This window comes from Phycisphaeraceae bacterium (genome assembly GCA_020851465.1).
Classification (GTDB): Bacteria; Planctomycetota; Phycisphaerae; order Phycisphaerales; family Phycisphaeraceae; genus JADZCR01.
The window spans coordinates 214,817-237,588 of record JADZCR010000017.1 but is presented as its reverse complement, the minus strand read 5'-3'; the positions used below and the strand labels follow the sequence as shown (position 1 = coordinate 237,588).

The 22,772-nt window shown below is 56.8% G+C and carries 19 protein-coding genes, 1 tRNA gene and 1 pseudogene; 13 read left to right on the top strand and 8 right to left on the bottom strand.

The features are described 5' to 3' along the window. The first annotated feature begins 62 nt into the window (after positions 1–62). On the top strand, positions 63–1,175 hold the full coding sequence (gene aroC, locus IT444_13765; protein ID MCC7193834.1) for a chorismate synthase: 1,113 nt from the start codon (positions 63–65) through the stop codon (positions 1,173–1,175). 48 nt (positions 1,176–1,223) lie between these two features. Here aroC and IT444_13760 read toward each other — a convergent pair whose 3' ends face one another. Beyond that, entirely contained in the window at positions 1,224–1,424 is a 201-nt protein-coding gene (locus IT444_13760) for a hypothetical protein (protein ID MCC7193833.1), read from the bottom strand. A 12-nt stretch (positions 1,425–1,436) separates the two neighbouring features. Between IT444_13760 and IT444_13755 the strand changes: the two are divergent. Next, positions 1,437–2,005 (top strand): annotated as a pseudogene (locus IT444_13755) (IS1595 family transposase). Between the two features lie 219 nt (positions 2,006–2,224). Here IT444_13755 and IT444_13750 read toward each other — a convergent pair. Together IT444_13750 and IT444_13745 are read right to left on the bottom strand one after the other, a co-directional pair. Further along, on the bottom strand, positions 2,225–4,036 hold the full coding sequence (locus tag IT444_13750) for a 30S ribosomal protein S1 (GenBank protein MCC7193832.1): 1,812 nt from the start codon (positions 4,034–4,036) through the stop codon (positions 2,225–2,227). Between the two features lie 194 nt (positions 4,037–4,230). After that, positions 4,231–5,019, bottom strand: a complete 789-nt coding sequence (locus IT444_13745) for a phosphoribosylformylglycinamidine synthase subunit PurQ (protein MCC7193831.1) — start codon at positions 5,017–5,019, stop codon at positions 4,231–4,233. 118 nt (positions 5,020–5,137) lie between these two features. Between IT444_13745 and IT444_13740 the strand changes: the two genes are divergently transcribed. Together IT444_13740 and IT444_13735 are read left to right on the top strand one after the other, a co-directional pair. Continuing rightward, entirely contained in the window at positions 5,138–6,055 is a 918-nt protein-coding gene (locus IT444_13740; GenBank protein ID MCC7193830.1) for a phytanoyl-CoA dioxygenase family protein, read from the top strand. 270 nt (positions 6,056–6,325) lie between these two features. Continuing rightward, a complete protein-coding gene (locus IT444_13735; GenBank protein ID MCC7193829.1) occupies positions 6,326–7,414 on the top strand; it encodes an aminopeptidase P family protein in 1,089 nt (362 codons plus the stop codon). A gap of 210 nt (positions 7,415–7,624) precedes the next feature. On the opposite strand, the gene IT444_13730 is transcribed toward IT444_13735, so the two are convergent. Beyond that, positions 7,625–8,482, bottom strand: a complete 858-nt coding sequence (locus tag IT444_13730) for a Gfo/Idh/MocA family oxidoreductase (protein ID MCC7193828.1) — start codon at positions 8,480–8,482, stop codon at positions 7,625–7,627. Between the two features lie 131 nt (positions 8,483–8,613). Here IT444_13730 and IT444_13725 point away from each other — a divergent pair, with 131 nt between their 5' ends. Together IT444_13725 and IT444_13720 are read left to right on the top strand one after the other, a co-directional pair. Further along, positions 8,614–9,444 carry a sugar phosphate isomerase/epimerase gene (locus IT444_13725; protein ID MCC7193827.1) on the top strand — a complete coding sequence of 277 codons (831 nt, stop codon included), beginning with the start codon at positions 8,614–8,616 and terminating at the stop codon, positions 9,442–9,444. A 45-nt stretch (positions 9,445–9,489) separates the two neighbouring features. Then, positions 9,490–10,776: a serine hydroxymethyltransferase gene (locus IT444_13720; GenBank protein ID MCC7193826.1), complete on the top strand. Its 1,287-nt coding sequence runs from the start codon at positions 9,490–9,492 to the stop codon at positions 10,774–10,776. A 189-nt stretch (positions 10,777–10,965) separates the two neighbouring features. Here the strand turns inward: IT444_13720 and rpoN are convergent, their stop codons facing one another. Then, positions 10,966–12,540 (bottom strand): RNA polymerase factor sigma-54, encoded by a 1,575-nt coding sequence (rpoN, locus tag IT444_13715; GenBank protein MCC7193825.1) that lies wholly within the window; start codon positions 12,538–12,540, stop codon positions 10,966–10,968. A 115-nt stretch (positions 12,541–12,655) separates the two neighbouring features. Continuing rightward, positions 12,656–13,282: a recombination protein RecR gene (recR, locus tag IT444_13710; protein MCC7193824.1), complete on the bottom strand. Its 627-nt coding sequence runs from the start codon at positions 13,280–13,282 to the stop codon at positions 12,656–12,658. A gap of 160 nt (positions 13,283–13,442) precedes the next feature. Here recR and IT444_13705 point away from each other — a divergent pair, with 160 nt between their 5' ends. Further along, positions 13,443–13,712, top strand: coding sequence for a (2Fe-2S)-binding protein (locus tag IT444_13705; protein MCC7193823.1), 270 nt, complete (start codon positions 13,443–13,445; stop codon positions 13,710–13,712). Positions 13,713–13,728: 16 nt separating this feature from the next. Here the strand turns inward: IT444_13705 and IT444_13700 are convergent, their stop codons facing one another. Beyond that, entirely contained in the window at positions 13,729–14,619 is an 891-nt protein-coding gene (locus IT444_13700) for a phytanoyl-CoA dioxygenase family protein (GenBank protein MCC7193822.1), read from the bottom strand. A 422-nt stretch (positions 14,620–15,041) separates the two neighbouring features. On the opposite strand from IT444_13700, the gene IT444_13695 reads away from it, so the two are divergent. The 5 genes from IT444_13695 (at position 15,042) to IT444_13675 (ending at position 21,469) form a co-directional block, all read left to right on the top strand. Then, positions 15,042–16,379: a neutral/alkaline non-lysosomal ceramidase N-terminal domain-containing protein gene (locus tag IT444_13695; GenBank protein ID MCC7193821.1), complete on the top strand. Its 1,338-nt coding sequence runs from the start codon at positions 15,042–15,044 to the stop codon at positions 16,377–16,379. A 179-nt stretch (positions 16,380–16,558) separates the two neighbouring features. Then, positions 16,559–16,645: transfer RNA gene (locus tag IT444_13690), tRNA-Leu, on the top strand. 181 nt (positions 16,646–16,826) lie between these two features. Further along, positions 16,827–18,341 (top strand): alpha-glucosidase/alpha-galactosidase, encoded by a 1,515-nt coding sequence (locus tag IT444_13685; protein MCC7193820.1) that lies wholly within the window; start codon positions 16,827–16,829, stop codon positions 18,339–18,341. Positions 18,342–18,905: 564 nt separating this feature from the next. Beyond that, positions 18,906–20,819 (top strand): PAS domain-containing protein, encoded by a 1,914-nt coding sequence (locus IT444_13680; protein ID MCC7193819.1) that lies wholly within the window; start codon positions 18,906–18,908, stop codon positions 20,817–20,819. After that, positions 20,816–21,469, top strand: a complete 654-nt coding sequence (locus IT444_13675) for a response regulator transcription factor (protein ID MCC7193818.1) — start codon at positions 20,816–20,818, stop codon at positions 21,467–21,469. The genes IT444_13680 and IT444_13675 overlap by 4 nt, the downstream gene beginning before the upstream one ends. Before the next feature lie 35 nt (positions 21,470–21,504). Here the strand turns inward: IT444_13675 and IT444_13670 are convergent, their stop codons facing one another. Continuing rightward, positions 21,505–21,894 carry a response regulator gene (locus tag IT444_13670; GenBank protein MCC7193817.1) on the bottom strand — a complete coding sequence of 130 codons (390 nt, stop codon included), beginning with the start codon at positions 21,892–21,894 and terminating at the stop codon, positions 21,505–21,507. A gap of 324 nt (positions 21,895–22,218) precedes the next feature. Here IT444_13670 and IT444_13665 point away from each other — a divergent pair, with 324 nt between their 5' ends. Continuing rightward, entirely contained in the window at positions 22,219–22,683 is a 465-nt protein-coding gene (locus IT444_13665) for a carboxymuconolactone decarboxylase family protein (GenBank protein MCC7193816.1), read from the top strand. Positions 22,684–22,772: the final 89 nt, after the last annotated feature.

The window sequence follows — 22,772 nt, the reverse complement described above, 5'->3', positions numbered from 1 at the left end:
GTGCCCTCTCGATGGATCGCGTGGAGATTCCACGTCGGGACTGTTGATACAATCGCCTCCGCATGGCGGGTAATACCTTCGGACAAATCTTTCGTGTCACGACTGCCGGTGAAAGCCACGGTGCCGGTAATGTCGTTATCATCGACGGCGTGCCTCCCGGTATCGAGCTGTCCGAGAAAGACATTCAACCCGATCTGGACCGCCGCCGACCCGGACAATCCAGGATCACCACCCAACGTGACGAAAGCGATGTCGCGCAAATTCTGGCTGGCGTCTTTGAAGGTCGAACCACCGGAACCGCGATCGCGATCTTCATCCCTAATAAAGACCAACGATCAAAAGACTACGCGGACATCAAAGATAAATACCGTCCGGGTCACGCTGACTACACCTTCGACGCCAAGTACGGCTTTCGAGACTACCGCGGCGGAGGGCGATCATCCGCCCGCGAAACCACCGCCCGAGTCGCGGCAGGCGCAATCGCCAAAAAAATCCTTGCCGGCGTCACTGACATCTCTCCCGCAGGTGTGAAAATCGTCGGTTACGTCAAACAAGTCGGCCAGCTCATCGCGAATATTCCCGATCCCGCATCTGTCTCTCTTGAGCAAGTCGAGTCCAACATTGTCCGCTGTCCTGATCCTGCCATCGCCGATGCGATGGTTGCGCTCATCGAAAAGCTGCGCGGTGAACTCGATTCGATTGGCGGTATTGCGGAAATCGTCGCTACCGGTGTACCGGCGGGTTGGGGTGAACCGGTATTTGACAAGCTCAAGGCCGACCTCGCGAAAGCTATGTTCAGCCTGCCCGCGGTGCTCGGTGTCGAATACGGTGTCGGTTTCGGTGTCGCAACCCTGCGCGGCAGCGAAAACAACGATGCCTTCATCCCCCCCGACCGAGACAACCCCCGGATCCACACACGGACTAATCGACACGGCGGAATGCTGGGTGGCATCTCGTCAGGGATGCCCATCATTCTTCGCTGCGCGGTCAAGCCTACAAGCTCTCTGCCGCGTGAACAGCCGACGGTGACCAATACCGGCAAATCGACGACCATCGCAACCAAGGGGCGGCATGATCCCTGTCTGCTGCCGCGATTCGTACCCATGGCCGAGGCCATGATGGCGATCACACTGGCCGACCACTACCTGAGACATCAAGCCCAGAGAAGCAAGTAAATCCGTCAACCGCGAGCCGTGTGATACCGCATTGACTCCGGCTGGAGACTACTTGACGTACCAGTTGCTTGCGATGTCCGGCGGAGGTAGGTCTTTGAAGCCGATCTCAAATCGACCGCTGCCGTCCAGCGCCACCACGTTCATCCCCTGCGGATGAGCTTCTGCGCGAAGCACCGAAATTGCTCCGGGCACCGATTGCGGTCTGCCGTTACCGTAGTAGTAGCTGTCCACGTCAGCATAAACGCTCACAAAGTCGCTGCGATAGTGAAACCACGGCGGGTATCCCGAATCAGTGTGAAAGTTTTCCGCCGCCTAATCCGCGTTTTCGCTATGGACTTGACGGCGACCGACACCGCCGAGCTCACGAGCCTGAGCGTGCGTTCCACCAACGACATCTACCTGCGTCTGCGCCGGTGGCAAGACCATCGTGTTCGGCATTTTCAAACGCAACGGCTGCGTCCACACCGAGATCGTCCCCGATGGTAAGAAAAAGACCCTGCAAAAGGCCATCCGCGGGCATGTCGGCCTCGACTCGATCGTCCACTCCGACGGCTGGCGCGGCTACGACGGCCTGGTCGATGTGGGCTACCAGAAATACCTGCGCGTCGAACACAACGACAGCCAGTTCGTCTCCGGCCCGCGCCCACGTCAACGGCATCGAGAGCTTCTGGAGCTACGCCAAGCGTCGCCTCGTCAAGTTCAACGACGTCCCTCGCCCTACGTTCTACCTGTACCTCAAAGAAACAGAGTTCCGATTCAACCACCGACGCGATAATCTCTACTCCGTGACACTCTCCATCCTCCGCAAAAACCCGCTCTCTACTTCCTAAGACTCTTCTTTCTACAAAATGCCCGTTAAATTGGGGCGAATAGAGAAGCCATCATTACGCATAAGTGCCGTCATTCCTTGATACCTGCCCGGAAATTGGCTCGGATAACACATTCCCCGTAGAAAGACGAAAGCCCAGGCATGTCCTGCCTGGGCTTTCGTAGGTCTTCAGATTTTCGGTCACAGGCTTATCCTTCACACGAGAAGGTAGCCGTTGAGATCAACCCATTTTGGTCCCACCGGGGCCGAATGTGATCTTATCCGTACCCAGCGCGCCATGGTCATCCATGCCGCCGCCAAGCCCACCGGTTGAGCCGCCAGAGCCGCCCTTCTTGCCGCCCTTGCTGCTGCCGCCTGAGCCGGCATCATCGCTGCTCGTGTCGCTGGTCCACTGTGCCCGTTTGAGGGACAGGCCGATCTTTCGCTCATCGAGGTCCACGCGAAGAATCTTGACCTCGACTTCCTGATCCTGCTGCACCACATCCTGCGGATTCTCGACTTTATGATCGGCCAGCTCGGAGATGTGCAGCAAGCCTTCGAGATCGTCCTCAAGCTCCACAAACACGCCGAAGTTGGTGATCTTCGTCACCTTGCCTCGGACGATCATGCCCGGCTGGTAGTGAGCGGGGATCGCATTGAGCCACGGGTCTTCGGTCATCTGCTTGAGACCCAGAGCCACACGCTGCTTGGCGCGATCCACCTCAAGCACCACGCACTTGATCGTCTCACCTTTCTTGAGCAGCTCATTCGGATGGGTGAGTTTCTTGGTCCATGACAAATCGGATACGTGCAACAGACCGTCGATACCCGGCTCGATCTCGACAAACGCGCCGTAGCTGGCGAGGTTGCGCACCTTGCCCTCGACGACTGTACCCGGCGGATACTTCTCGGCCACCAGTTCCCACGGGTTGACCTCGGTCTGTTTCATGCCGAGGCTGATTTCCTGCTTGTCCTTGTTGAAGTCAAGGACCACGACTTCGATCTCTTCGCCGATGCTGACCACTTCGCTCGGATGGTTGATGCGGCGAGTCCACGACATTTCGGAGATGTGGACCAGACCCTCGACACCTTCTTCGAGCTTCACAAAAGCACCGTAGGACATGATGTTGGTCACCGTGCCCTTGATGCGGGTGTTCGGCGGGTACTTCTTCTCAATGTCGTGCCACGGGCTGCTTTCCTTCTGCTTCAGGCCAAGAGCAATCTTCTCTTTGTCGCGGTCCACGTTGAGAACCTTGACCTCAACCTGCTGATCGATCTTGACCATGTCGGAAGGATGATTGACCCGGCCCCACGACATGTCGGTGATGTGCAACAGGCCGTCGATACCGCCCAGATCCACAAACGCGCCGAAGTCGGCGATGTTCTTGACCGTGCCTTTGACGATATCGCCTTCCTTGATTGTTGTGAGCAGTTTCTTGCGCTGTTCGCCTCGCTCCTCTTCAATGAGCTTGCGGCGGGAAATAACGATATTGCGCCGCTCCGTGTCGATTTTGAGGATCGAGGCGCGAATCTCGGTGCCGATGAACTCGCCGATGTCGCCGGGACGGCGGACGTCCACTTGCGACGCCGGGAGAAAAACCGGGACGCCGATATCAACCAGCAGACCGCCTTTGATTTTCCGCATGACGCGGCCGGTAATGACATCGCCCTCTTTGTTCTTTTCAATGATGCGTTCCCAACCGCGGATGCGGTCAGCTTTGCGCTTCGAGATGGAGATTTGCCCCGTGTCTGACTCCAGGTCTTCGAGCAGAATCTCTACTGTGTCGCCGATTTCCACGTCATCGGGAGCATCGAACTCGCTGCGTTCGAGAATGCCTTCAGACTTGAGGCCGATTTCGACCAGGAACGCATCCCCTGCCCGGCCGATGATCTTGCCTTTGAGAATGCTGCCGGACTTGTAGTCTTCGATCTGCTCGCCCAAGAGACTGGTCATGTCACCATCAGCGACTTTCTGACCATACGCGGCGGCAACCATCTGTTCAGCTTCAACGTCTTCGACGCCCAGTTGGGCGATAAGGTTCTTGTCAACCATGAGATAAAAAGAGTCCTTTAATCTGGGTCCATACCCGGCCCGACCAACACGATCGAGAACCACCGGGTCGCACCCCCTCGATCCACGCCAAGGGGATGCCTGATGATGAAAATTCGCCCTCTATTGGCCGTCCACGCGGACGTCCGAGGCGAATCAACCAGTATATCAAAATCCAAAAAAATTACCGTGAAATGCTATCCCACCGCCAACGTCGCCTTGCTGGCGACCCGTTCCACCGCATTTTGAAAAAACCGCAGTCCAGCCGGTGTCTCTGACATCCATTGAGCCGATTGGCGGGTCCATTGCGGATGGTTAGTCGGATGAATAAACCGTTCCGGGTGCGGCATCAGACCCAGGACCAGGCCGGTTGGGTCGCAAACTCCCGCGATATTGTCGGTTGAGCCGTTGGGGTTGTCATCCGCTGCGTAGCGCAATGCGATCTGACGATTCTGTTTGATCCGTTCCAGCACCGCGTCAGACTCGGGCACAAACCGACCCTCGCCATGTGCGATTGGCAACTCCAAGCTCGACAAACCGCGAGTCCATACGCATACGGAATCCGCCTGCGCTTCAAGCTTCACCCAGCGATCGATAAAACGTCCGCAAGCATTGTCGGCAAGCGTCACAGCCTGCCTGCCGTTTCCAGCACCCTCCGGCTCAGGTAATAAGCCAAGTTTTGCCAGCACCTGAAAACCATTACAGACGCCGATCATCGGCACACCGCGGGCAATCGCACCCTTGAGCGGCTCGTAAAGATGGTGACGCAGGCGGTTGGCGAAGATCCGTCCCGCTGCGATGTCGTCGCCGTAGCTGAATCCGCCGGGGAAACCGATCAGGTCGAATCGATCAATCCGAGCGGGATCCTTGATAAGCTCGTTGAGGTGGAGAGTCTGCGTAGCTGCGCCCGCCAGTTCAAAGGCATGAGCCAATTCCCGGTCGCAATTGGTGCCAGCAGTACGAAGGATCAGTGTGAGAGGTTGCATCGGTACATCATATTTGGAAGGCGAATGACTTTCCCGTCGGAGATCAGGCTGCGTGCTCGATTCTTCTTCTCCTTTATCGTTGCGGATAAGATAATGCGTCACCTTCGAGGGTCACACCATGCTTTCCACACAGCAGATCAACGAATTTGAACGCAATGGCTGTCTCAACGGCGGACGTATCCTCACCGACGCGGAACTGGCTGAGCTGACCGCGGAACTCGATCGCGTCATCGACATAGGGCCTCATGGCTTCGGCCCTTCCGATCCCAGACCCGTGCTCTTCCGCGATCTGACCGGTTCAGTCGATGGCACCAAGGACACCTACGGCAGCGGTGACGGCAAAACTCCCGTCTGGCAAATCGTCAACATGTGGGAATGCTCGCCCGCATTTGAAAAACTCTTGTATCACCCCAAGGTCGTCACCGGCATCTCTCAATTGACCGGGATGAGCGACCTGATGATCTGGCATGACCAGGTGCAATACAAACCCGCGCAGGCGGGTGGTGCGACAAGCTGGCATCAGGATGCGCCGCTCTGGCCAACCATCCTGCCGATGACGCCAGTGTCCGCTTGGATTCCCTTTGACGATGCGGATCTCGACAACGGCTGCATGTGGATGATTCCCGGCTCCCACAAGTGGGGAAACCAGATGGAATTTCTCCGCACCAAGCAGAACCTCAAAGATCTACAGGAATTCGGCAAAGCCAACGAGGGATTCAACGTGCCCACGGATTCACAGGTCAAAGAGGCCAAAGCGATCCCCTGGCCGGTCAAGAAAGGCGAAGTCTCTTTTCATCACTCGTTGACGTGGCATGGTTCGCCGACGAATAAATCGCCCCGTCCGCGTCGCGCAATCGCGATCCATTACATGACGGGGGCTGCCTACTACGCCGGCAAACGCGGTCATCCGATGGAGCAATTCATCAACCTGCCCGATGGTGCCCCGATGATCGAGGCTGGCGAGCATTTCCCGATCGTTTGCCGCAACAGCAAGCCCGTCAAACCCGTGAAACTGCTGAGCCTGTCAGCGCATTAACAGCCGCCTGAATAACCCATCGCGCGGCAACGTCTCTCACTGATTGCAACCATTCGCGGTGCTAGTCGGTTTCGCATTGCCGCGTTCTAACCCGCAGAGAGAGGGACGATCTCTGCCGTGCGGGCATGTCTCACCTCGCCTGCGATATCATCGCGGTTCAACACCGCGATGATAGGTTTTAAGACTTTGGTTAAGAAAATGAACACCCACAAAAAGCTTGCCTTTCCTGTTACCGAATATCAACGTCGAGTCGCTGGCGTTCAGCGTTCCATGTCGGAACGGAATCTTGACCTGGTTCTCGCCACGACGATGGCAAGTGTCTGTTATCTCACCGGTATTGAGAGCGTCTCGCCGCACAAGCTCTGGCTCGTTGCGATTCCCCGGGATGCTCCCATTGAGTTGCTCTGCCAGGACTTCGAGAGCCACAATGCTCTGCTCAGTTCGTGGGTGGAGGCGCGAAACCTTTACGGACTGCACCAGAACCCCCACGAAGCTGCGGCTAATCTTGTCAAGAAGCTCGGCTTTAATCGCGGACGTATCGGCCTGGAGATGGGGAATTACTCCTCACTGGGTGCTTCGGGGTATCTCGCCATTCGCGGCCTGCTGCCTGATGCGGTGCTGGTGGATGCGACAAATTGCGTCCCCAGTGTGATGGCGATCAAATCCGAACCGGAGATCGCCTGTCTCCGCCGCGCCGGACACATCACGGGTGAGGCAATGACAGCAATGATCCGTGCTGTCCGTCCTGGCGCGACCGACAACGACATCGCAGCAGTTGGTTACGAGTCGATGATCCGAGGCGGCAGCGAATATTCGTCGTATCCCGTGATCGTAACGACCGGTCGTCGCAGCGGCGTACCCCACTCGACCTTTCACCGCGTGCCGATTCTTGATGGTGACCCGGTGTTTATCGAGATTGCCGCGTCAGTAGAGCGATACCAGACACCGATGCTGCGCACGGCTGTACTGGGAGAGCCGACGTCGCTGGAACGTGAGCTGGCCAACGCAGCCATCGCCAGTGTCGAGGCGATGATCCAAAACATCAAACCCGGTGCGATTGCCGGCGATGTCGCCTCTCAATCGGCACGCGAGCTGGAGTCGATCCCCAGACACATCGTCTGGCACGGCTACTACGGCTACAGCGTCGGTCTGGGTTTTCCTCCCGAATGGTCCGACCATCCGGGACTATGGATCGGCGTCGGCGTCCGTGATGAGCTTCGGCCTGGTATGGTTTTTCATTGCAGCACCAGCCTGCGCGATGTCGGCATCTGCGGCGCGACATGCAGCGAAACCATCCTCGTAACTGAAAAAGGTTGTGAGGTGCTAACAACCGGACCGCGAGAGCTTTTCCTGCGGTGAGCGATCCTGTCACCGTGGAAAGAGAGCGTGACGTAATTGGACTGGACGGGCAGGCTTTGCACCCTCGACGCCGGAGCGATACCGCGATTCACCCAAAATAAGCCGCAAGCACCGGCTTTTAACGGAAACGAGAACACACCGGTACGCAAAAAACATCGCACCGCTGGTGAACAGTACAACTCATTTGACAGTTAGACGGTTCCCGGTTTCCTATCTGCCGACCGCAACCCACTCGAACGGCCGCTTGAGCGCCGCTTCCCCCGCTTCGATCAGGCCCGCGACCTCCAGAGTTTCCTCCGCGCGTACAGGCGATTGCCGGGTCTCGAAAAATGTCAGCATTGCCTCGATGAATTGCGGAAAGAAGTCATCAATCTGGTTGAGGACAACCGCTTCTTTCCCCGTTCCCTTGTATGCGGCGGATAACTGGAACGGGTGTCCCCAGGCGACGTTCATCGAAGCGAACCGGCCATTGCCGTAGTCGATCGCCAATCCCGGTGCCGCCTGACTACTGGTCATCATCACTCGCTGCGCCCCGACACCCATCACTTTGACGATCATCTCGTACTGGTGAATCGCGTAAATCGAAAAATCTCCGCCGCCTCGCGTCGAAATAAAGTCAGGGGGAGCGTTCTTGAGCGGACTCGATAGAGCGGCATGCAGTTCCGAGCTGAACCGCAATGCGGATGAGGAAAACATGGGTGTCTTATGTGCGGCAGCCTTATCAAACAGCCGTTTCGCTGCGGCACGCGAGGGTGCGACCGGCTTATCGATATACACCGGCTTACCGCTGCGCAGAGGCAGATCGGCCAGTGCCTCGTGAGTCTCAACATTGTCGGGTGCCAGCACGATAATCGCATCGCATTTTGCGATCACTTCCTCAACGGTGCGTGCCTGCGTAACACCCATATCGCGGCACCACTGGTCGAGCGGTTTCTTGCCCGGTTGCGGCCCCTGATCCCATGCGTGTGTCACCTTCATGCGGGCACCCAGCGGACTCTGTCGGATAAAGTCCGGGTAGTTATTCGCGTGCCACTCGTCGATGTAGTAGTCGATAAAGCCAATGTTCATGGGCGGAGAGTTTAGCAAGTGCTCACTATTTGTCTTGCCCTATGAAACGCAATCGGCAGAGGTAGTCGGGTATCTGACGCCGTGATTTTTTGCCGACCGGCTATTATCTGCCGTCACCAAAGGACACAGTGATGTTCCGCAACTTCGCACCCAAAGCCATCGGCATCAGTGCTGCGTTTGATGAGTGTCTTGCCCTCGCGCTGCGTCATGGCTTTAAGGGAATCGATCTGCCGCTAGACGAGCCGGATTTCAGTACCGACCCGGAAGGGTACGGCCAACGAGTCCGGAACGCGGGCCTACGATGGGGTGGCTTCGGTCTGCCGCTGGACTTCCGCGGCGAGGAGGGGCCATATCAAACCGGCCTGAAAAAACTCGAAACGCAGGCGTTAATCGCCAAACGGGCTGGTTGCACGAAGTGTTACACGTGGATCATGCCCGCACACAACACGCTCGACTATGCAGCTAATTTTGAGCAGCACACACGTCGCCTCCAGCCGGTAGCGCAACTACTCGCGGAGAACGGTATTCGGCTGGCTATCGAGTTTGTCGGCCCCGCAACGATCCGTAAAAATTTTCGATTTCCTTTTGTGCACGATATCGACGGCATCCTTGAGTTGGCTGGAGCAATCGGTCACGACACAGGCGTTTTATTTGATTGCTTTCACTGGTTTACTTCCGGTGGTACGCGGGACGACATCACGCGCAAGCTGCGCGGTAAAGTGGTGTATGTACATGTGAATGACGCCCGCACGGGTCGGTTGCCCCACGAGCAGATCGACAACGAACGCGCGTTACCCGGCGCAACAGGCGTGATCGACATAGGCGCGTTTCTCGGAGGCTTGCACGAGACGGGCTATGATGGTCCTGTGGCCGCCGAGCCGTTCCTGCCGGAACTGGCCGCACTGGCACCCGATGAGACTGCGGCCCGAGTCGCAGCATCATTCAAGAAAATTAGTCTATAGGATGGACTGTGGGCAGAACCCACAGACTTAGTACCGGAGCTGACAATGACCGCAACTCATGCCGAACCTGTTTCGCACAGCCCGCTTGCCGCCGATGAGGAAGTTTTCCGTGCAATCCGTGCGGAAGAGAAACGGCAGGAAACGACGCTCGAACTCATCGCCAGCGAAAACCATGTCAGCCGTGCGGTAATGGCGGCGGCGGGATCGTGTCTGACCAATAAGTATGCCGAGGGATACCCGGATGCCCGTTACTACGGCGGATGTCAGAACTATGACATCATCGAGAATCTGGCTCGTGATCGTGCCAAGAAACTTTTCGGCTGTCGGTTTGCCAATGTCCAGCCTCACTCAGGTGCCAGCGCGAACGCGGCTGTCTTTTTCGCGCTGCTGAATCCCGGCGATACGTTTGCCAGTCTCATCCTTTCCGACGGCGGCCACCTCTCGCATGGGATGAAGATCAATTTTTCCGGCAAGTATTTCAAGCCCGTCCACTATCCGCTGATCTATGACGCCAAAGATCCAAAACATGAGCAGATCGACTACGACGCAGCACGGCGCGTCGCCCTCGAACACAAACCAAAAATGATTCTCTGCGGATACTCAGCCTATCCGCGTGTGATTGACTTTGCGAAGTTCCGCGCGATTGCGGATGAGGTTGGCGCACTGCTCATGGCCGACATCGCCCACATCGCAGGATTGGTGGCTGCCGGCGTGCATCCCTCGCCCTTTCCGCATGCTCACATCGTCACAACAACGACTCATAAAACGCTGCGCGGCCCGCGCGGCGGAATCGTCTTGACCAATGATGAGGAGATTGCGAAGAAGATAGATAAGGCGGTCTTCCCCGGCCTCCAGGGAGGCCCGTTGATGCACATCATCGCGGCAAAGGCGGTGTGTTTCGGTGAAGCCCTGCAACCGGAGTTCAAACAATACGCGAATCAGATCGTGAAAAACGCGAAAGCTCTCGCCACCGCTTTGACGGAAAAGGGCTACCGGTTGTCATCGGGAGGAACGGATAATCACCTCATGCTTGTGGACCTGCGGCCACGGAACGCGGAACTCACCGGTGCCGATGCCGAGAAGTGGCTAGAAGCTGCGGGAATGATCACCAACAAGAATGGCATTCCTCAGGATCCGCGCCCGCCGAAACTGACCAGCGGTCTGCGACTGGGTTCACCAGCCGTAACCACACGCGGACTGCGTGAGGCACAAATGCGTCAAATCGCAGGGTGGATCGATCGCGTGCTGACCAGCGGGGGCAATGCTGACACAGCCCAGAAAGTCCGCGCGGAAATCGCAGAGCTTTGCGCTCATTTTCCGATGCCGCATTAAGTCATTCAAAATAATCGGTGCGGTAATTCGAGCGATCACCGACTGCGGATATTCGTTGGTTGCGATTGCGCTGTATGCGGCTGCGATAAGCGGCGATGTTCATAACGCCCTACCGCTTTCATGCAGCATCGTAAACAGCGACGCTCAACCCGTGCTTCTTCAAGCGATTTCGGAGGGGAGACTTTTCGGTCAATATTCCTTCCGCGCTCGCGCCGTGGGAATATTGAGCTGTTTTCGATACTTCGCGATGGTGCGTCGTGCGATTTCGATGCCGTTTTCTTTCAGCTTATCCACCAGTTCATCGTCGCTGAGCGGGTTGGCTTTATCTTCGCTTTTGATGACTTCTTCGAGTTTTGCCTGCACCGCGGTCCAGCTCATTTCCTCGCCCGCTTCGGTGGCGGTGCCGCCGGAAAAGAACATTCGCAGAGGATAGATGCCTCGCGGACTCTGGATGTATTTCTCATTCACCGCGCGGCTGACAGTCGCCACATGAATACCGAGCTGGTCCGCAACTTGCGTCATGGGTAGCGGCTTGAGAGCCTGAGGCCCGACATCAAAAAACTCCCGTTGCGCCTCAAGCACGACATTGATGACGCGCAGCAGCGTGTTTTCGCGCTGTTGGATGGCGTCAATGAGCCAGCGTGCGGAGCGCAGGTTATTGCCGATAAACTCTCGCGTCTTCCGATCTACTGATGAGTCGCGGGCCATCTTTGTGTAGCGAGGATTGATCGCCACCGCCGGGAGTCGGTCATTCGTCAACTTCGCTACGTAACGATCTTCCTCTTCGTCAAAGTCAATGATTGCATCAGGTTTGATATGCCTTGGCGTCTCGGTAACCAGCAGCCGGCCGGGATGCGGATGAAACTGCCTGAGATTGACGATCGCTTTCTTGATGTCATCGATCTCAACACCCAAGCCCTTGGCTATTTTGGGTAACCGATTGGCCTCGATGTCTCGGTAATAATCGCTGATGAGAGCACGCTCAAGACTGAGTTCCTCATGACTCTGGTCTTCATGGTTAGCGCGGTGATTGCGGCTCGATTGATTACGGGCCTCCTCCATTTGTTGTCGAGTTTGATGGTCGATCTGGAGGAGGAGGCACTCGCGGAGATCACGGGCACCCAGCCCGACCGGCTCAAGCGAATGCTGCACGAGCAGCAGCGCTTCATCGAGCTGTGCAGGAGTGATGTCCTGAGGTGCCTGATTGATCAACATTGCGCGATCGGTACGGAGGTAGCCGTCATCGTCAATGAAACCAATGAGGTATTCGCCGGCTCGCCATAATTCGGGGGTCGTTTCGATAAGACGCCACTGCGCGAGAAGTTGATCGGTGAGGCTGGTAGCCCGCGATGCGGTATTGGCCATCGCATCGTGCTTTTTGTCCGGCTCACCATCGTTCCGGCTGATGTGATAGCTTTCACCGCTTTCGTAAGTATTTGACTCCCAGCTGTCAGCATTTTCTTCGGAGAAGTTAGCCAGTCGCTCGAAGTCATCCGCTTGCGTCTTGTCCGAATTTTCAGCAACGACCAGTTCGCGAGTGTTTTCCTTGTCATCGCGCTTTTCCTGGGCGCGTTCCTCCTCGATGGCCTGTTCGTCGGGGGACTCTTCCTGAAGCTCAAGGGTTGGATTGCTCGACAATTCCTGCTCGATGCGGGCCTCCAGCGCCTGCGCGGTCATCTGGAGAATCTCCATCGACTGGATCATGCGCGGCGCCAGCTTCATGTGCTGGCCGAGTCGCAGATGTTGTCCGGTATCAATCCTCATGGGGAATCGCCGGTCCTTGATCGTCGGCTGCTGAAGGCACGATGCTGAGAATTACCCGGTCTGCCACGCATCCGTGTTTATTTGGAGGCCGGGCGGTACCTCGACGAACAGCAGCTCATCGAACATCCTGTCTTCCTGAGATAGCATCGGCCAACACAGCCTTGCTCACGAGTTCGAGATGGCTTCCCTGCGGCAGGCCGCGGGCCAGGCGCGAGACCTTGACGCCGAGAGTTGAAAGCTGCTTAGAGAGATACAGCGCGGTGCCGTCGCCTTCGAGAGTCGGGTTGGTGCCGAGGATCACTTCGCGGATGGGTACTGCGGTTGACTTCGACTGAACAGATGAAGGCTCCACTGCTGCGGAGGCTTTCACCCGTTCCATCAGTGAGTCAATATTTAATTCACCCGGACCGACTCCTTCGAGTGGCGACAGCCGACCCATCAGCACGTGATACACCCCATGATGCATGCCAGTGGATTCCAGGCTGATCACATCGGAAGGCTGCTCGACGACGAGCACAATGCTGTGATCGCGCTGAGCATCGGAACAGATGGAGCAAACCAGAGACTCGGTCAGATTAAAACACACAGCGCAATGACGGACGTTGGCCTTGAGGTCGATGATCGCTCCCGCCAGTTCATTCGCTTCTTCCGCAGGCTGCTTGAGCAGATGGTACGCCAGCCGCTCAGCCGAGCGTTTTCCCAGCCCCGGCAGGCGGGAAAGCCGCTGTATGAGATGGTTCATGGCGGCAGTATGGGTCGCAGGTTGCGGCATATCGGATTTATTTTACCGGTTAAAAATAAGGATTGGCCCGGATTTTGCTCCGTAGCAGGAAATTTCGGCGTTTTCACGTCTTAGGATCAGTTTAACTGGTCGGGTTTGATTGTTTTTATAAGATTAGGGCATGAATCCCGACGATCATGTTTGTCTTTGTTTTCACGTTTCCAAGCGAAAAATCGTCAACTTTTGCAAGCGCGAAAAGCCGCCCTTCGCCAGCCTCATCAGCGAGTGTCTTTCCGCCGGTACGGGTTGCGGGTGGTGTGTGCCGTTTCTTAAACAACTGCACGAACAATCGTTAGCAGGGGTCGATGATCCGGACCTGAGCCACTCGCCAGAGGAATATGCAAAGAAACGCGCAAGGTTCCGCGCGACAGGCAAACGCGAGCAGATATAGCCGACCAGCGTATGCCTCACCCGCCCTGACCGGTGGTTGACATCGGCGGGCCTTCGAGTGAGTTGTAAGACTCGTTAAAGCCGGGTTTGAGATTCGGCGTTCGCTGAAAGGGTTCGTGCGGCCAGACAATCTGCCTGCGTTGGGGTGTGAGTCGCGTGAGCAGTTCACGGGTGGGTCGGTAGCCGTGTCGGAAAAATCCCCAGGACGGACCGTAACGGTAAACAAGGATTCGCCGAAAGCCGGGATTGGTCCGCTTAGCGGAGCCGTGACAGATTGCATCGGTGAAGATCAGCACATCACCTGCCTGCATGAATACCTCGATCGCACCCTCACAGTTATCACCGGATGCGCCGCCCGGCTTCATGCAGTGCTTGGCAATGTCGGGATGCGTAAAGTTCTGCTTATGGCTGGCGGGGATGACCATGGTCGCACCGTCGCCGGGACCGATGTCCGTCAGCGCGATCAGCGCATTGACCTGGCAGTTGAGAAATTTCTGATTGACGACACGAAACTGATTGCGCTTGATTAGCTCATTGCCGCCTGAGTGCAGCCCGATCGCCTCACCCGCCTCGCGGAAGTTGGCCATGTTTTCGTCAATAAAGAGAGGCCCGTGCTTGTAGTCAAAAGTACCCTCGCCGCCAACGAAACACCTCATGTGGTCAATCCACGAGGGGTGGTCAATGAGTCGCTCAAACGGCTCACCCGCTTCGTAAATCTGCTGATAGTTGATGCCGTCCTTCGTTCCGTAGGTGTGGCCGTGCAGACCGCCATACCACTGACCGGGTTGGAGCTTGGGGATGGCATCGAGTGAATCGTTAAGCTCACGGACCTCAGCTGACGTCAACACGCCGCGCCGAACAATAAACCCCTGAAGATCGAAAAAGTATTTGTCGCGATCGGTAACCATAACTTATTTCCTGATATCGCCCTGCCTCGCCGGAGAGTGTAGTTTCCGATGAGGAATCAACATTCTACGACGAAGTGAGCGGAGAGAGCGGGTGTATGCCGCTGCACATGATCTCTACCGTCACAGGGCATAATTTCTCACATCTTTCACATGTCAAGCGGTCGTGGCGAAACCCGAAATCCCCGCTCGATGGGTGGGAGCCATCGATCTTTCAATTCATCCGTTGCGGAGTCATATGGTGATTGTTGTTTGTTCCGCAGCATCAAGCGAAACACAGAGAGCGAGCGTAAATTCACCGCGCAGAGGTCGTGTCGTTTCGGTCGTCATTTCGATACACGCACCGGTCCTTGGGTACGGAGCTTTGTTGTCCAAGTTCTGCTACTTTTGCTGTTCCTGAATCAGAGCATCACACGGAGCTGGTCATGGCAAAGACATCGTCGCATCGTCAACCATCCTGGAAAGCTGGTCTGGCTAAAGTCGATATCACGCCGACCGAGCCGATCTGGCTCGCCGGCTGGGGTTTTCGCACCAGGACATCGCAGGGAGTCAGCCAACCCATCTGGGTCAAAGCCCTCGCGCTTCGCAGCGGCAACGATAAGCCTGCCGTGTGGGTTACCGCTGACCTGCTGGGTTTGAGCCAAAAAATGACCGCGATCATCGCAGCTCGTGTGCAGAAAAAATACGGCATCGATCGCTCTCATCTCGTGCTCAATGCTTCTCACTCGCACAGCGGGCCGGTCACTGGTGATGTGCTGCGGTTGTATTTCGACCTGCCCAAGCGCGAGGACATCATCATCAATCGCTACACGGAATGGCTCTATGACCGATTCGTGGAGGTCGTCGGTGCCGCTCTTGCTGATCTTTCACCGGCAACGCTCTCATTCGGACAAGGGTTGGCGGGGATCGCGGTCAATCGTCGCCGAGCACGTTACCACGGACGATCACTACCCACCGTGGTGGATCAGGATGTTCCCGTGCTGGCAGTGCATTCACCGGCAGGACAGTTGCGAGGCGTCGTTTTCGGCTATGCCTGCCACACAACCTGCATCAGCGATGACAAAGTCAACGGCGACTACGCAGGCTATGCACAGGCTGGGGTGGAACAGAACCACCCCGGCGCGATCGCGCTTTTTGCTCAAGGCTGCGGCGGTGACGCCAACCCGCTGCCGCGCCACGCACCGGGGCTTGGCGAAGCCTACGGCTTCATCCTCGCCAGCGCCGTCGAACAGGTTTTGTGCCAGCGGATGAAGCCCGTCAATGGTCCGTTGCGCGTTGCCTTTGATGAAGCTCATCTGCCTTTTGAATCACTGCCCACACGCGAGGAATTGCTCCGCTACAAGGACGGTCCATCCATCATCAACCGTCGCGCGATGAAGTGGCAGTTGTCGCTGATGAAAGGCACCGATCGCCGTCCGCGCCACCTGACGTATCCGATCCACGTCTGGCAATTCGGATCGGATCTCAAGATTATTTCCCTCAGCAGCGAGCCAGTAGCTGACTACGCGCTTCGATTCAAGCAGACGTACGGATCCGACGACACCTGGGTGGCCGGCTACAGCGACGACTACTGGTGCTACATTCCATCTCGTCGTGTCTGGCAGGAAGGCGGCTACGAAGGATTCACCGGAATGCTGGAGTGCTACCTGCCCGGACCATTCAGCCCGTGTGTCGAGGAGATCATCGCGGATAAGGTGGACGCGCTGATCGTCGAGACCAGCGGTTCGCCGCGGCCATATCCCCGGCCGAGCAAACATGAATAGCACTTCCGTGCAGTAAACCAACGCTTCGATCTCGATGCGCCGCTGTCGTTGAGCTTCCATGTAAATCTCAACGGCATCGCGCAGTTGCTTTGTGATGTGATACGACTGGTGCGACACAAAGCGACGACTTTGGCAACACGCGATCTTTGACCTAGAATCCACATCGATTCGCACCACCGGCCGGTGTGGCGGAACTGGCAGACGCGACGGATTCAAAATCCGTTTTCCCCTTAAAGGAAGTGTGGGTTCAACTCCCTCCACCGGCATTTCGGTCCTCCCCGACAAACGAGAGCCTCGCATTTCCGCTGGACCAACCCCAACCTGGATCAGCGATGGCGCGTCCAATTGACACAAACTCACGGACGTAACATGCGTGAGGTTGGATTTCCGCTAAAATGTCCGCCCTTCGTCACTTGACCGATTAAAACAGCTTTCGGGAGATTCATTGTGTCTATCAAAATCGCATTCATCGGTGCTGGCAGCCTCGGATTCACCCGCGGACTTTTTCGTGACATCTTGAGCGTTCCCGAGCTGCGGGACACTCACTTTGCGTTTAACGACATCAATACGCAAAACCTCGACATGGTGACAAAACTCTGCGGCAAGGATATCGAGGCCAACGGCCTGCCTGCCCGGATCACCGCCACCACGAATCGCCGCAAGGCACTTGAGGGAGCCGACTACATCATCAACTGCACTCGCATCGGCGGGTTGGAAGCGTACAAGCACGACATCGATATACCCCTCAAATATGGTGTGGACCAGTGCGTCGGCGACACCATCTGTGCCGGCGGCGTGATGTACGGCCAACGAAACATTCCCGCCATCCTCGGCTTCTGCAAGGACATCCGCGAAGTGGCCGCTGATAACGCACTCTTCCTCAACTATGCCAACCCCAACTGCATCAACACCTGGGCGGCCAACCAATACGGCAAGGTCAATACCATCGGTCTCTGCCACGGCGTGCTGCACGGACACTCGCAGATCGCCTCGGTGATTCAACTCCTGATCAACAAAGGTAAAAAGCCCGGCGATAAAGGTTTCACCAAAGTGACTCGCGACGATGTGGACATCATCTGCGCGGGTATCAACCATCAGACGTGGTACATCCAGGTTCGATACAAAGGCGAGGAGTGGACTCCGCGCCTGCTCGAAGGATTTCAGCAGCACCCTGAATACAAGCAGACTGAAAAGGTCCGCATCGACATGCTCAAACGGTTCGGCTACTACTCGACCGAGAGTAATGGCCATCTCTCCGAATACGTGCCGTGGTACCGCAAGCGCACCGGGGACATCCACAAGTGGATCGATATGTCGTGCTGGATCAACGGAGAAACGGGCGGCTATCTGCGTGTCTGCTCTGAGGGACGAAACTGGTTTAAGACCGACTATGCGAAAATCCTCAAATCTGCGGGTGAACCCATCAAGCCTGAAACGCGCGGACACGAACACGGCAGTTACATCATCGAAGGGCTTGAAACCGGACGGCCATACCGGGGTCACTTCATCGTTATGAATAACGGGTGCATCTCCAACCTGACCGATGACGCAGCGGTCGAAGTGCCCGGATACGTGGACAAAAACGGCGTGAACATTCCTCGCGTTGGCGATCTGCCGCTGGGCTGTGCGGCGGTATGCGACGTGTCGATCAACGTGCAACGACTGGCTGTCGAGGCTGGCGTACATGGCGATGTGAACCTGCTTAAGCAGGCGATGATGATGGACCCGCTTGTCGGGGCGGTGTGTGATCCGGAAGAAATTTCGCAGATGACCGACGAGATGCTCGTGGCGCAAGCGGAGTGGCTGCCGCAATACAAAGGCGAGATCGCCGGCGCCAAAGCCCGACTGTCAGCGGCAAAACGGAGCGGCAAATATCTGGGAACAAACTCCAGTCAAGGCGCAGCACGCTTACCGATGGCGTCCCCAAAAAAGCGCAAAGGCTCGAAGGCACGCAGGCGGTAAAGTCTGTCGCCAATGAGCCGCGAGGACAACGCCCTGGGAATCTTCGCAGCGGTTGTCGCAGACAAAAATAACGCGAAACCTTTACTCCAAAGAAAAAGCTCCGACCTCACCCGGCACCAGTAAAACCATCGCGCATCCAGCGCGATCAGTCGGCGGCGACACGGATTCCGCGTCTCACGAGTCATCTGAACTAATAATATTTTCAAATCAAAAACGTATCACGTATACCTATTTTCCACACCAATGAATCATTTTGCAATTATTTTAAAATCAACGGTTTATAATAAACAAAAATAAGGTTTTATCCTTACCACGATCTCCATTTGAAATGTCTGTTTTTTGAAATCAGCCGGTAGAAACTCTTGCATTCAACAAAAATGGTGCTAACTTCCCACTACATCACTTGCCCCCGGAAGGGCTCGGCTTGGCTTCGGCCTTGCCGGGCCTTTTTTCTTTTCTGCCGAGGTGTGCCGGCACTCACGCACGACTTATCCGTTTCTGGCTGCCCCTTGACTGCCTTATCCTTTGCGTTGTTGTCGCGCTGATGAACTCGGAGAAACAGCCTTGCCTCAACGACGTAAGAAGGTCCGCGATCTCGCGCCGTCGCGATTGATCGACGAGGTCAAGTGGAGAACGCTCGCGCAGAACGTGCCGGACTTTCTGGCGTTGGTGGATCGGCAGGGTCGCTTTCTCTGGCTCAATCGTGTGGTGAAAGGATTAGACCTCGCGGCCGTCTCGAACCAGACGATCTACGACTTCATGTCGCGGCGCGATCAGGCCAAGGCACGGGCAGCACTCAAGGCTGTGTTCGCCACCGGCAAACTTCAGCGGTATGACGTGGACTCAGTGGGTGACAACGGCAAGCGCGCCTGGTACACGACGCGGATCAGCGCAATCAAAACCGGTCGGCGTGTCACTGCTGCGATCCTCATTGCGACCGACATCACGCCGCGCCGCCGCGCAGAGGAGCGCCTGCTCGCCGCCGAGGAACGCCTGCGTGTCCTGCTGTCGCGCATCCCCGCTGTTGTCTGGACCACCGATACTGACTTGCGCTGGACCTCATCCCACGGTGCAGGTCTGGCGGCACTTCGACTCGAACCTGACGAGGCTGTGGGCAAGACGTTCTATGAGTTTTTCGGTACCAGAGATCGCAAATATCCCCCCATCGCCGCTGCTTTACGCGCACTGCGCGGCGAGGCAAATCAGTACGAGCTGATCTGGCAGGATCACATCTATCAGTCGCATGTCGAACCGCTCCACGACGCGCGAGGAACAATCATCGGCACCATCGGTATCGCGATCGACGTGACGGAAACCATGCGTTCACACCAGGAGCGCGATCGGTTGGAGGCGGCGCTACGTCAGATGCAAAAAGTGGACGCGATGGGTCGCCTCGCCACCGGTGCTGCGCATGGATTTGGTAATGCGCTGACCGCCATTCGCGGTTTCATTGATGCCGCCCAGCGCAAGCTCCCCGAAAACCACGCCGCCCATGCCGATTTACGCTCGGCGCGCGCCGCCGCCGAACACGCTGCCCAGCAGGCTTCGTCCCTCCTGTTTCTGGGTCACGGCAATGATCCGACCGGATCAAGCGATTGTCCCGCCCTTCTGCGCGAATCCATCGACATGCTCAGCCGGATGCTTCCCTCGAATATCAAGCTGAAACTTGATATTCCTTCAGATCTTCAGGTGTGGGTGAATATCAACCCGACCCAGCTTCAACAGGTCATCATGAATCTGGCGATCAATGCACGCGATGCGATGCCTGCGGGCGGCGAGCTGACAATCACACTGACGCAGATACCGACCAGCGAAGACGACCTCCGCAGCCAACGATTTATTTCGCTGACTGTGGCAGACACCGGCGAGGGCATGTCCTCGCGGGTGAAGTCTCGCGTGTTCGAGCCGTTTTTCACCACCAAATCGCGCGGCGATGGAACCGGCCTGGGCCTTCCCATTGTGCAGAGCATCGTTTTGCATCACGGCGGCCGCGTTGCGATCGACTCAACGCCCGGCAAAGGCACCGTCGTGACGATCGAGCTGCCGTGCTGCGATGCACCACCCGTTGCAACCGGAGAGATAGCCGCGATGGCGCGTGCCGGCGTGGTGCTGCTGGCTGACCCGGATCGACTGATCCGCAGGACACTCAGCTCCGCGCTGGAAAAGGAAGGTTATGTCGTCGAACAGGCGGCTGACAGCGACGCGGCTGTGGCAAAGTTCCGGGAACGATCGGGCGAATTCTCCGTCGTTCTGCTCAATTGCGAGCTGGCGAAATTTGATGGTGCCGCCTGTCACGCCGCGATTCGTGCCAGCGGATCCGCCGTGCCGGTGGTCATGCTCGGTGCCTGCGCGGATTGCGCCACGGATCCCGACCGCGATTTCGTTCTTGCCAAACCGTTCAGGATGACCGATCTTCTTGACCTAATCGGGCGCGTCACTTCGCCTGACTCTGACAAACTCCGGGGAACACAACGATGAATGATGTCATCAAGGTTTTGATTATCGACGACCATGCGCTGGTACGGGAAGCACTGGCGCAGCGTTTTGCCGCCGATCCGAAATTTGAAGTCGTTGGAACAGCGGAAGAAGCGGAGGCAGGCGTCTCACTGGCAGTGCAGATGCGGCCGGATATCGTGCTCACCGATATCGACATGCCCGGCGTCAGCGCGTTTGATGCGGTGCGACGGATCGGCGCGATAGTTCCCGACGTGCAAGTCATCTTTCTCAGCGCATACACGCATGATCATTTCATCGAGCAGGCGCTGAGCGTTGGCGCACTGGGCTACGTGACCAAACGGGAATCACTTGACGCTGTGGTAACTGCCGCAGGTGAAGTGGCGCGGGGCGGCACTTACTTTTCCCCCGAAGTGCAGGCACGTATCGTCGTGGATGCTTCAGGTCTGCATCTCGAAGGCGGAAAAACCCGCGCGACACGGCTGAGCCCCCGCGAGTTGGAGGTGCTGGGATATCTGGCCCGTGGACACTCGAAAAAAGACATTGCGGATCTCATGCACGTGAGCATCAAAACCGTTGACACTCACACGCTCCGACTGATGGGAAAACTTGACATTCACGATCGCGTGGAACTTGCCCGCTTTGCCATCCGCGAAGGCATGGCCAAAGCATAACGTGACGACAGCTCCGGCCTGACGGCAGAGCCGCGTTACAGCGTCACTCTCATCGCGCTTTCCACAGCTCTCCGCAACTCGTCAATCTCCACCGGCTTCGCGAGGTATTGCACAAATCCCGCTTCGTCACCGTGGAGAATCATGTTTTTCGTGTGGGCGGTGATGAGGATCGCACGGATCGGCCGGTGTTTTCTCAAGCGTTTAAGCAGGTCCACTCCTGTCCCGTCGGGCAGACTGTAATCAATCAATACCAGGTCGAATCGTTCGCCTGTCTCAACCGCGGCTTCGGCGGAATGGCGCGTACCGGCCAAGGTAACCGGGCATCCGATGATGTCGAGCATCTCGATCGTCGCACGGGCGACCTCAGGATGGTCCTCCACGAGCAGCACACGAGGGTGAACAGAGTTGGCGGTTGGTTGATTCATAAAAAAACCCCCAACTCTCGGATACGAGTGCCAGCCGACTCAGGTTCACCATCCAACGATCATGAAAGAATTGATCGAGGTTATCGATTCACCTGCCGAGTGAGGAATAGAATGCCATGTTCCTCATCAGCGTATTGATGTTCCTCGCTGAGAAACGGGTATGTCCTCCCATCGCAAACCATCAAGGCGCACGCCTTTTGCAGGATGCACGATCGCTCCAGCGTGCTTCTATGGAGCTTCGCTGATCAGTCCGAAGCAACCCTGTCGGACTCGATGCTCCGCTTCGTTATTCGATCCGACGTTCACTACAAGGAGTAACAGTCCATGACTCAGCGAATCGATTATCAGAAAGTGTCACCGGGTGCCTTCAAAGCAATGCTCGGCCTCGCAACCTATGTACGAAACAGCGGGCTGGAACATTCCCTGCTGGAATTGATCCAGATGCGCGTTTCTCAGATCAACGGCTGCGCTCGATGTCTGGATATGCACTCCAAAGACGCACGGACAGCCGGCGAAACCGAACAGAGGCTTTATCTGCTCTCGGCATGGCGTGAAGCACCGTTTTACACCGACCGCGAACGGGCCGCTCTGCTCTGGGCTGAGGCCGTCACGGAACTCGGTCGCGAAGGTATCGGCGACGACATTTACAACCATGTCTGTCGCTTCTTCGATGAAAAATCACTGGTCGATCTGACCCTGGCGATCATTGCCATCAATGGATGGAACCGTCTGGCGATCCCCTTCCACAGTGAAGTCGGCAGCTACCAGCCAACGGCGCATCCCAAGTAATCCGGGTATCGCCAAGTGCGCACCAGCCGACGCAAACTCGTGATGCACAATCCCAGCTTTGCCGTCATCAACTGCAAGCCAATCATCCG

Excerpts from the sequence above, each read along its gene's own strand:
- aroC (MCC7193834.1), top strand. The coding sequence starts at position 63 with ATGGCGGGTAATACCTTCGGACAAATCTTTCGTGTCACGACTGCCGGT.
- IT444_13750 (MCC7193832.1), bottom strand. The coding sequence starts at position 4,036 with ATGGTTGACAAGAACCTTATCGCCCAACTGGGCGTCGAAGACGTTGAA.
- IT444_13745 (MCC7193831.1), bottom strand. The coding sequence starts at position 5,019 with ATGCAACCTCTCACACTGATCCTTCGTACTGCTGGCACCAATTGCGAC.
- IT444_13740 (MCC7193830.1), top strand. The coding sequence starts at position 5,138 with ATGCTTTCCACACAGCAGATCAACGAATTTGAACGCAATGGCTGTCTC.
- IT444_13735 (MCC7193829.1), top strand. The coding sequence starts at position 6,326 with ATGTCGGAACGGAATCTTGACCTGGTTCTCGCCACGACGATGGCAAGT.
- IT444_13730 (MCC7193828.1), bottom strand. The coding sequence starts at position 8,482 with ATGAACATTGGCTTTATCGACTACTACATCGACGAGTGGCACGCGAAT.
- IT444_13725 (MCC7193827.1), top strand. The coding sequence starts at position 8,614 with ATGTTCCGCAACTTCGCACCCAAAGCCATCGGCATCAGTGCTGCGTTT.
- IT444_13720 (MCC7193826.1), top strand. The coding sequence starts at position 9,490 with ATGACCGCAACTCATGCCGAACCTGTTTCGCACAGCCCGCTTGCCGCC.
- rpoN (MCC7193825.1), bottom strand. The coding sequence starts at position 12,540 with ATGAGGATTGATACCGGACAACATCTGCGACTCGGCCAGCACATGAAG.
- recR (MCC7193824.1), bottom strand. The coding sequence starts at position 13,282 with ATGAACCATCTCATACAGCGGCTTTCCCGCCTGCCGGGGCTGGGAAAA.
- IT444_13705 (MCC7193823.1), top strand. The coding sequence starts at position 13,443 with ATGAATCCCGACGATCATGTTTGTCTTTGTTTTCACGTTTCCAAGCGA.
- IT444_13700 (MCC7193822.1), bottom strand. The coding sequence starts at position 14,619 with ATGGTTACCGATCGCGACAAATACTTTTTCGATCTTCAGGGGTTTATT.
- IT444_13695 (MCC7193821.1), top strand. The coding sequence starts at position 15,042 with ATGGCAAAGACATCGTCGCATCGTCAACCATCCTGGAAAGCTGGTCTG.
- IT444_13675 (MCC7193818.1), top strand. The coding sequence starts at position 20,816 with ATGAATGATGTCATCAAGGTTTTGATTATCGACGACCATGCGCTGGTA.
- IT444_13670 (MCC7193817.1), bottom strand. The coding sequence starts at position 21,894 with ATGAATCAACCAACCGCCAACTCTGTTCACCCTCGTGTGCTGCTCGTG.
- IT444_13665 (MCC7193816.1), top strand. The coding sequence starts at position 22,219 with ATGACTCAGCGAATCGATTATCAGAAAGTGTCACCGGGTGCCTTCAAA.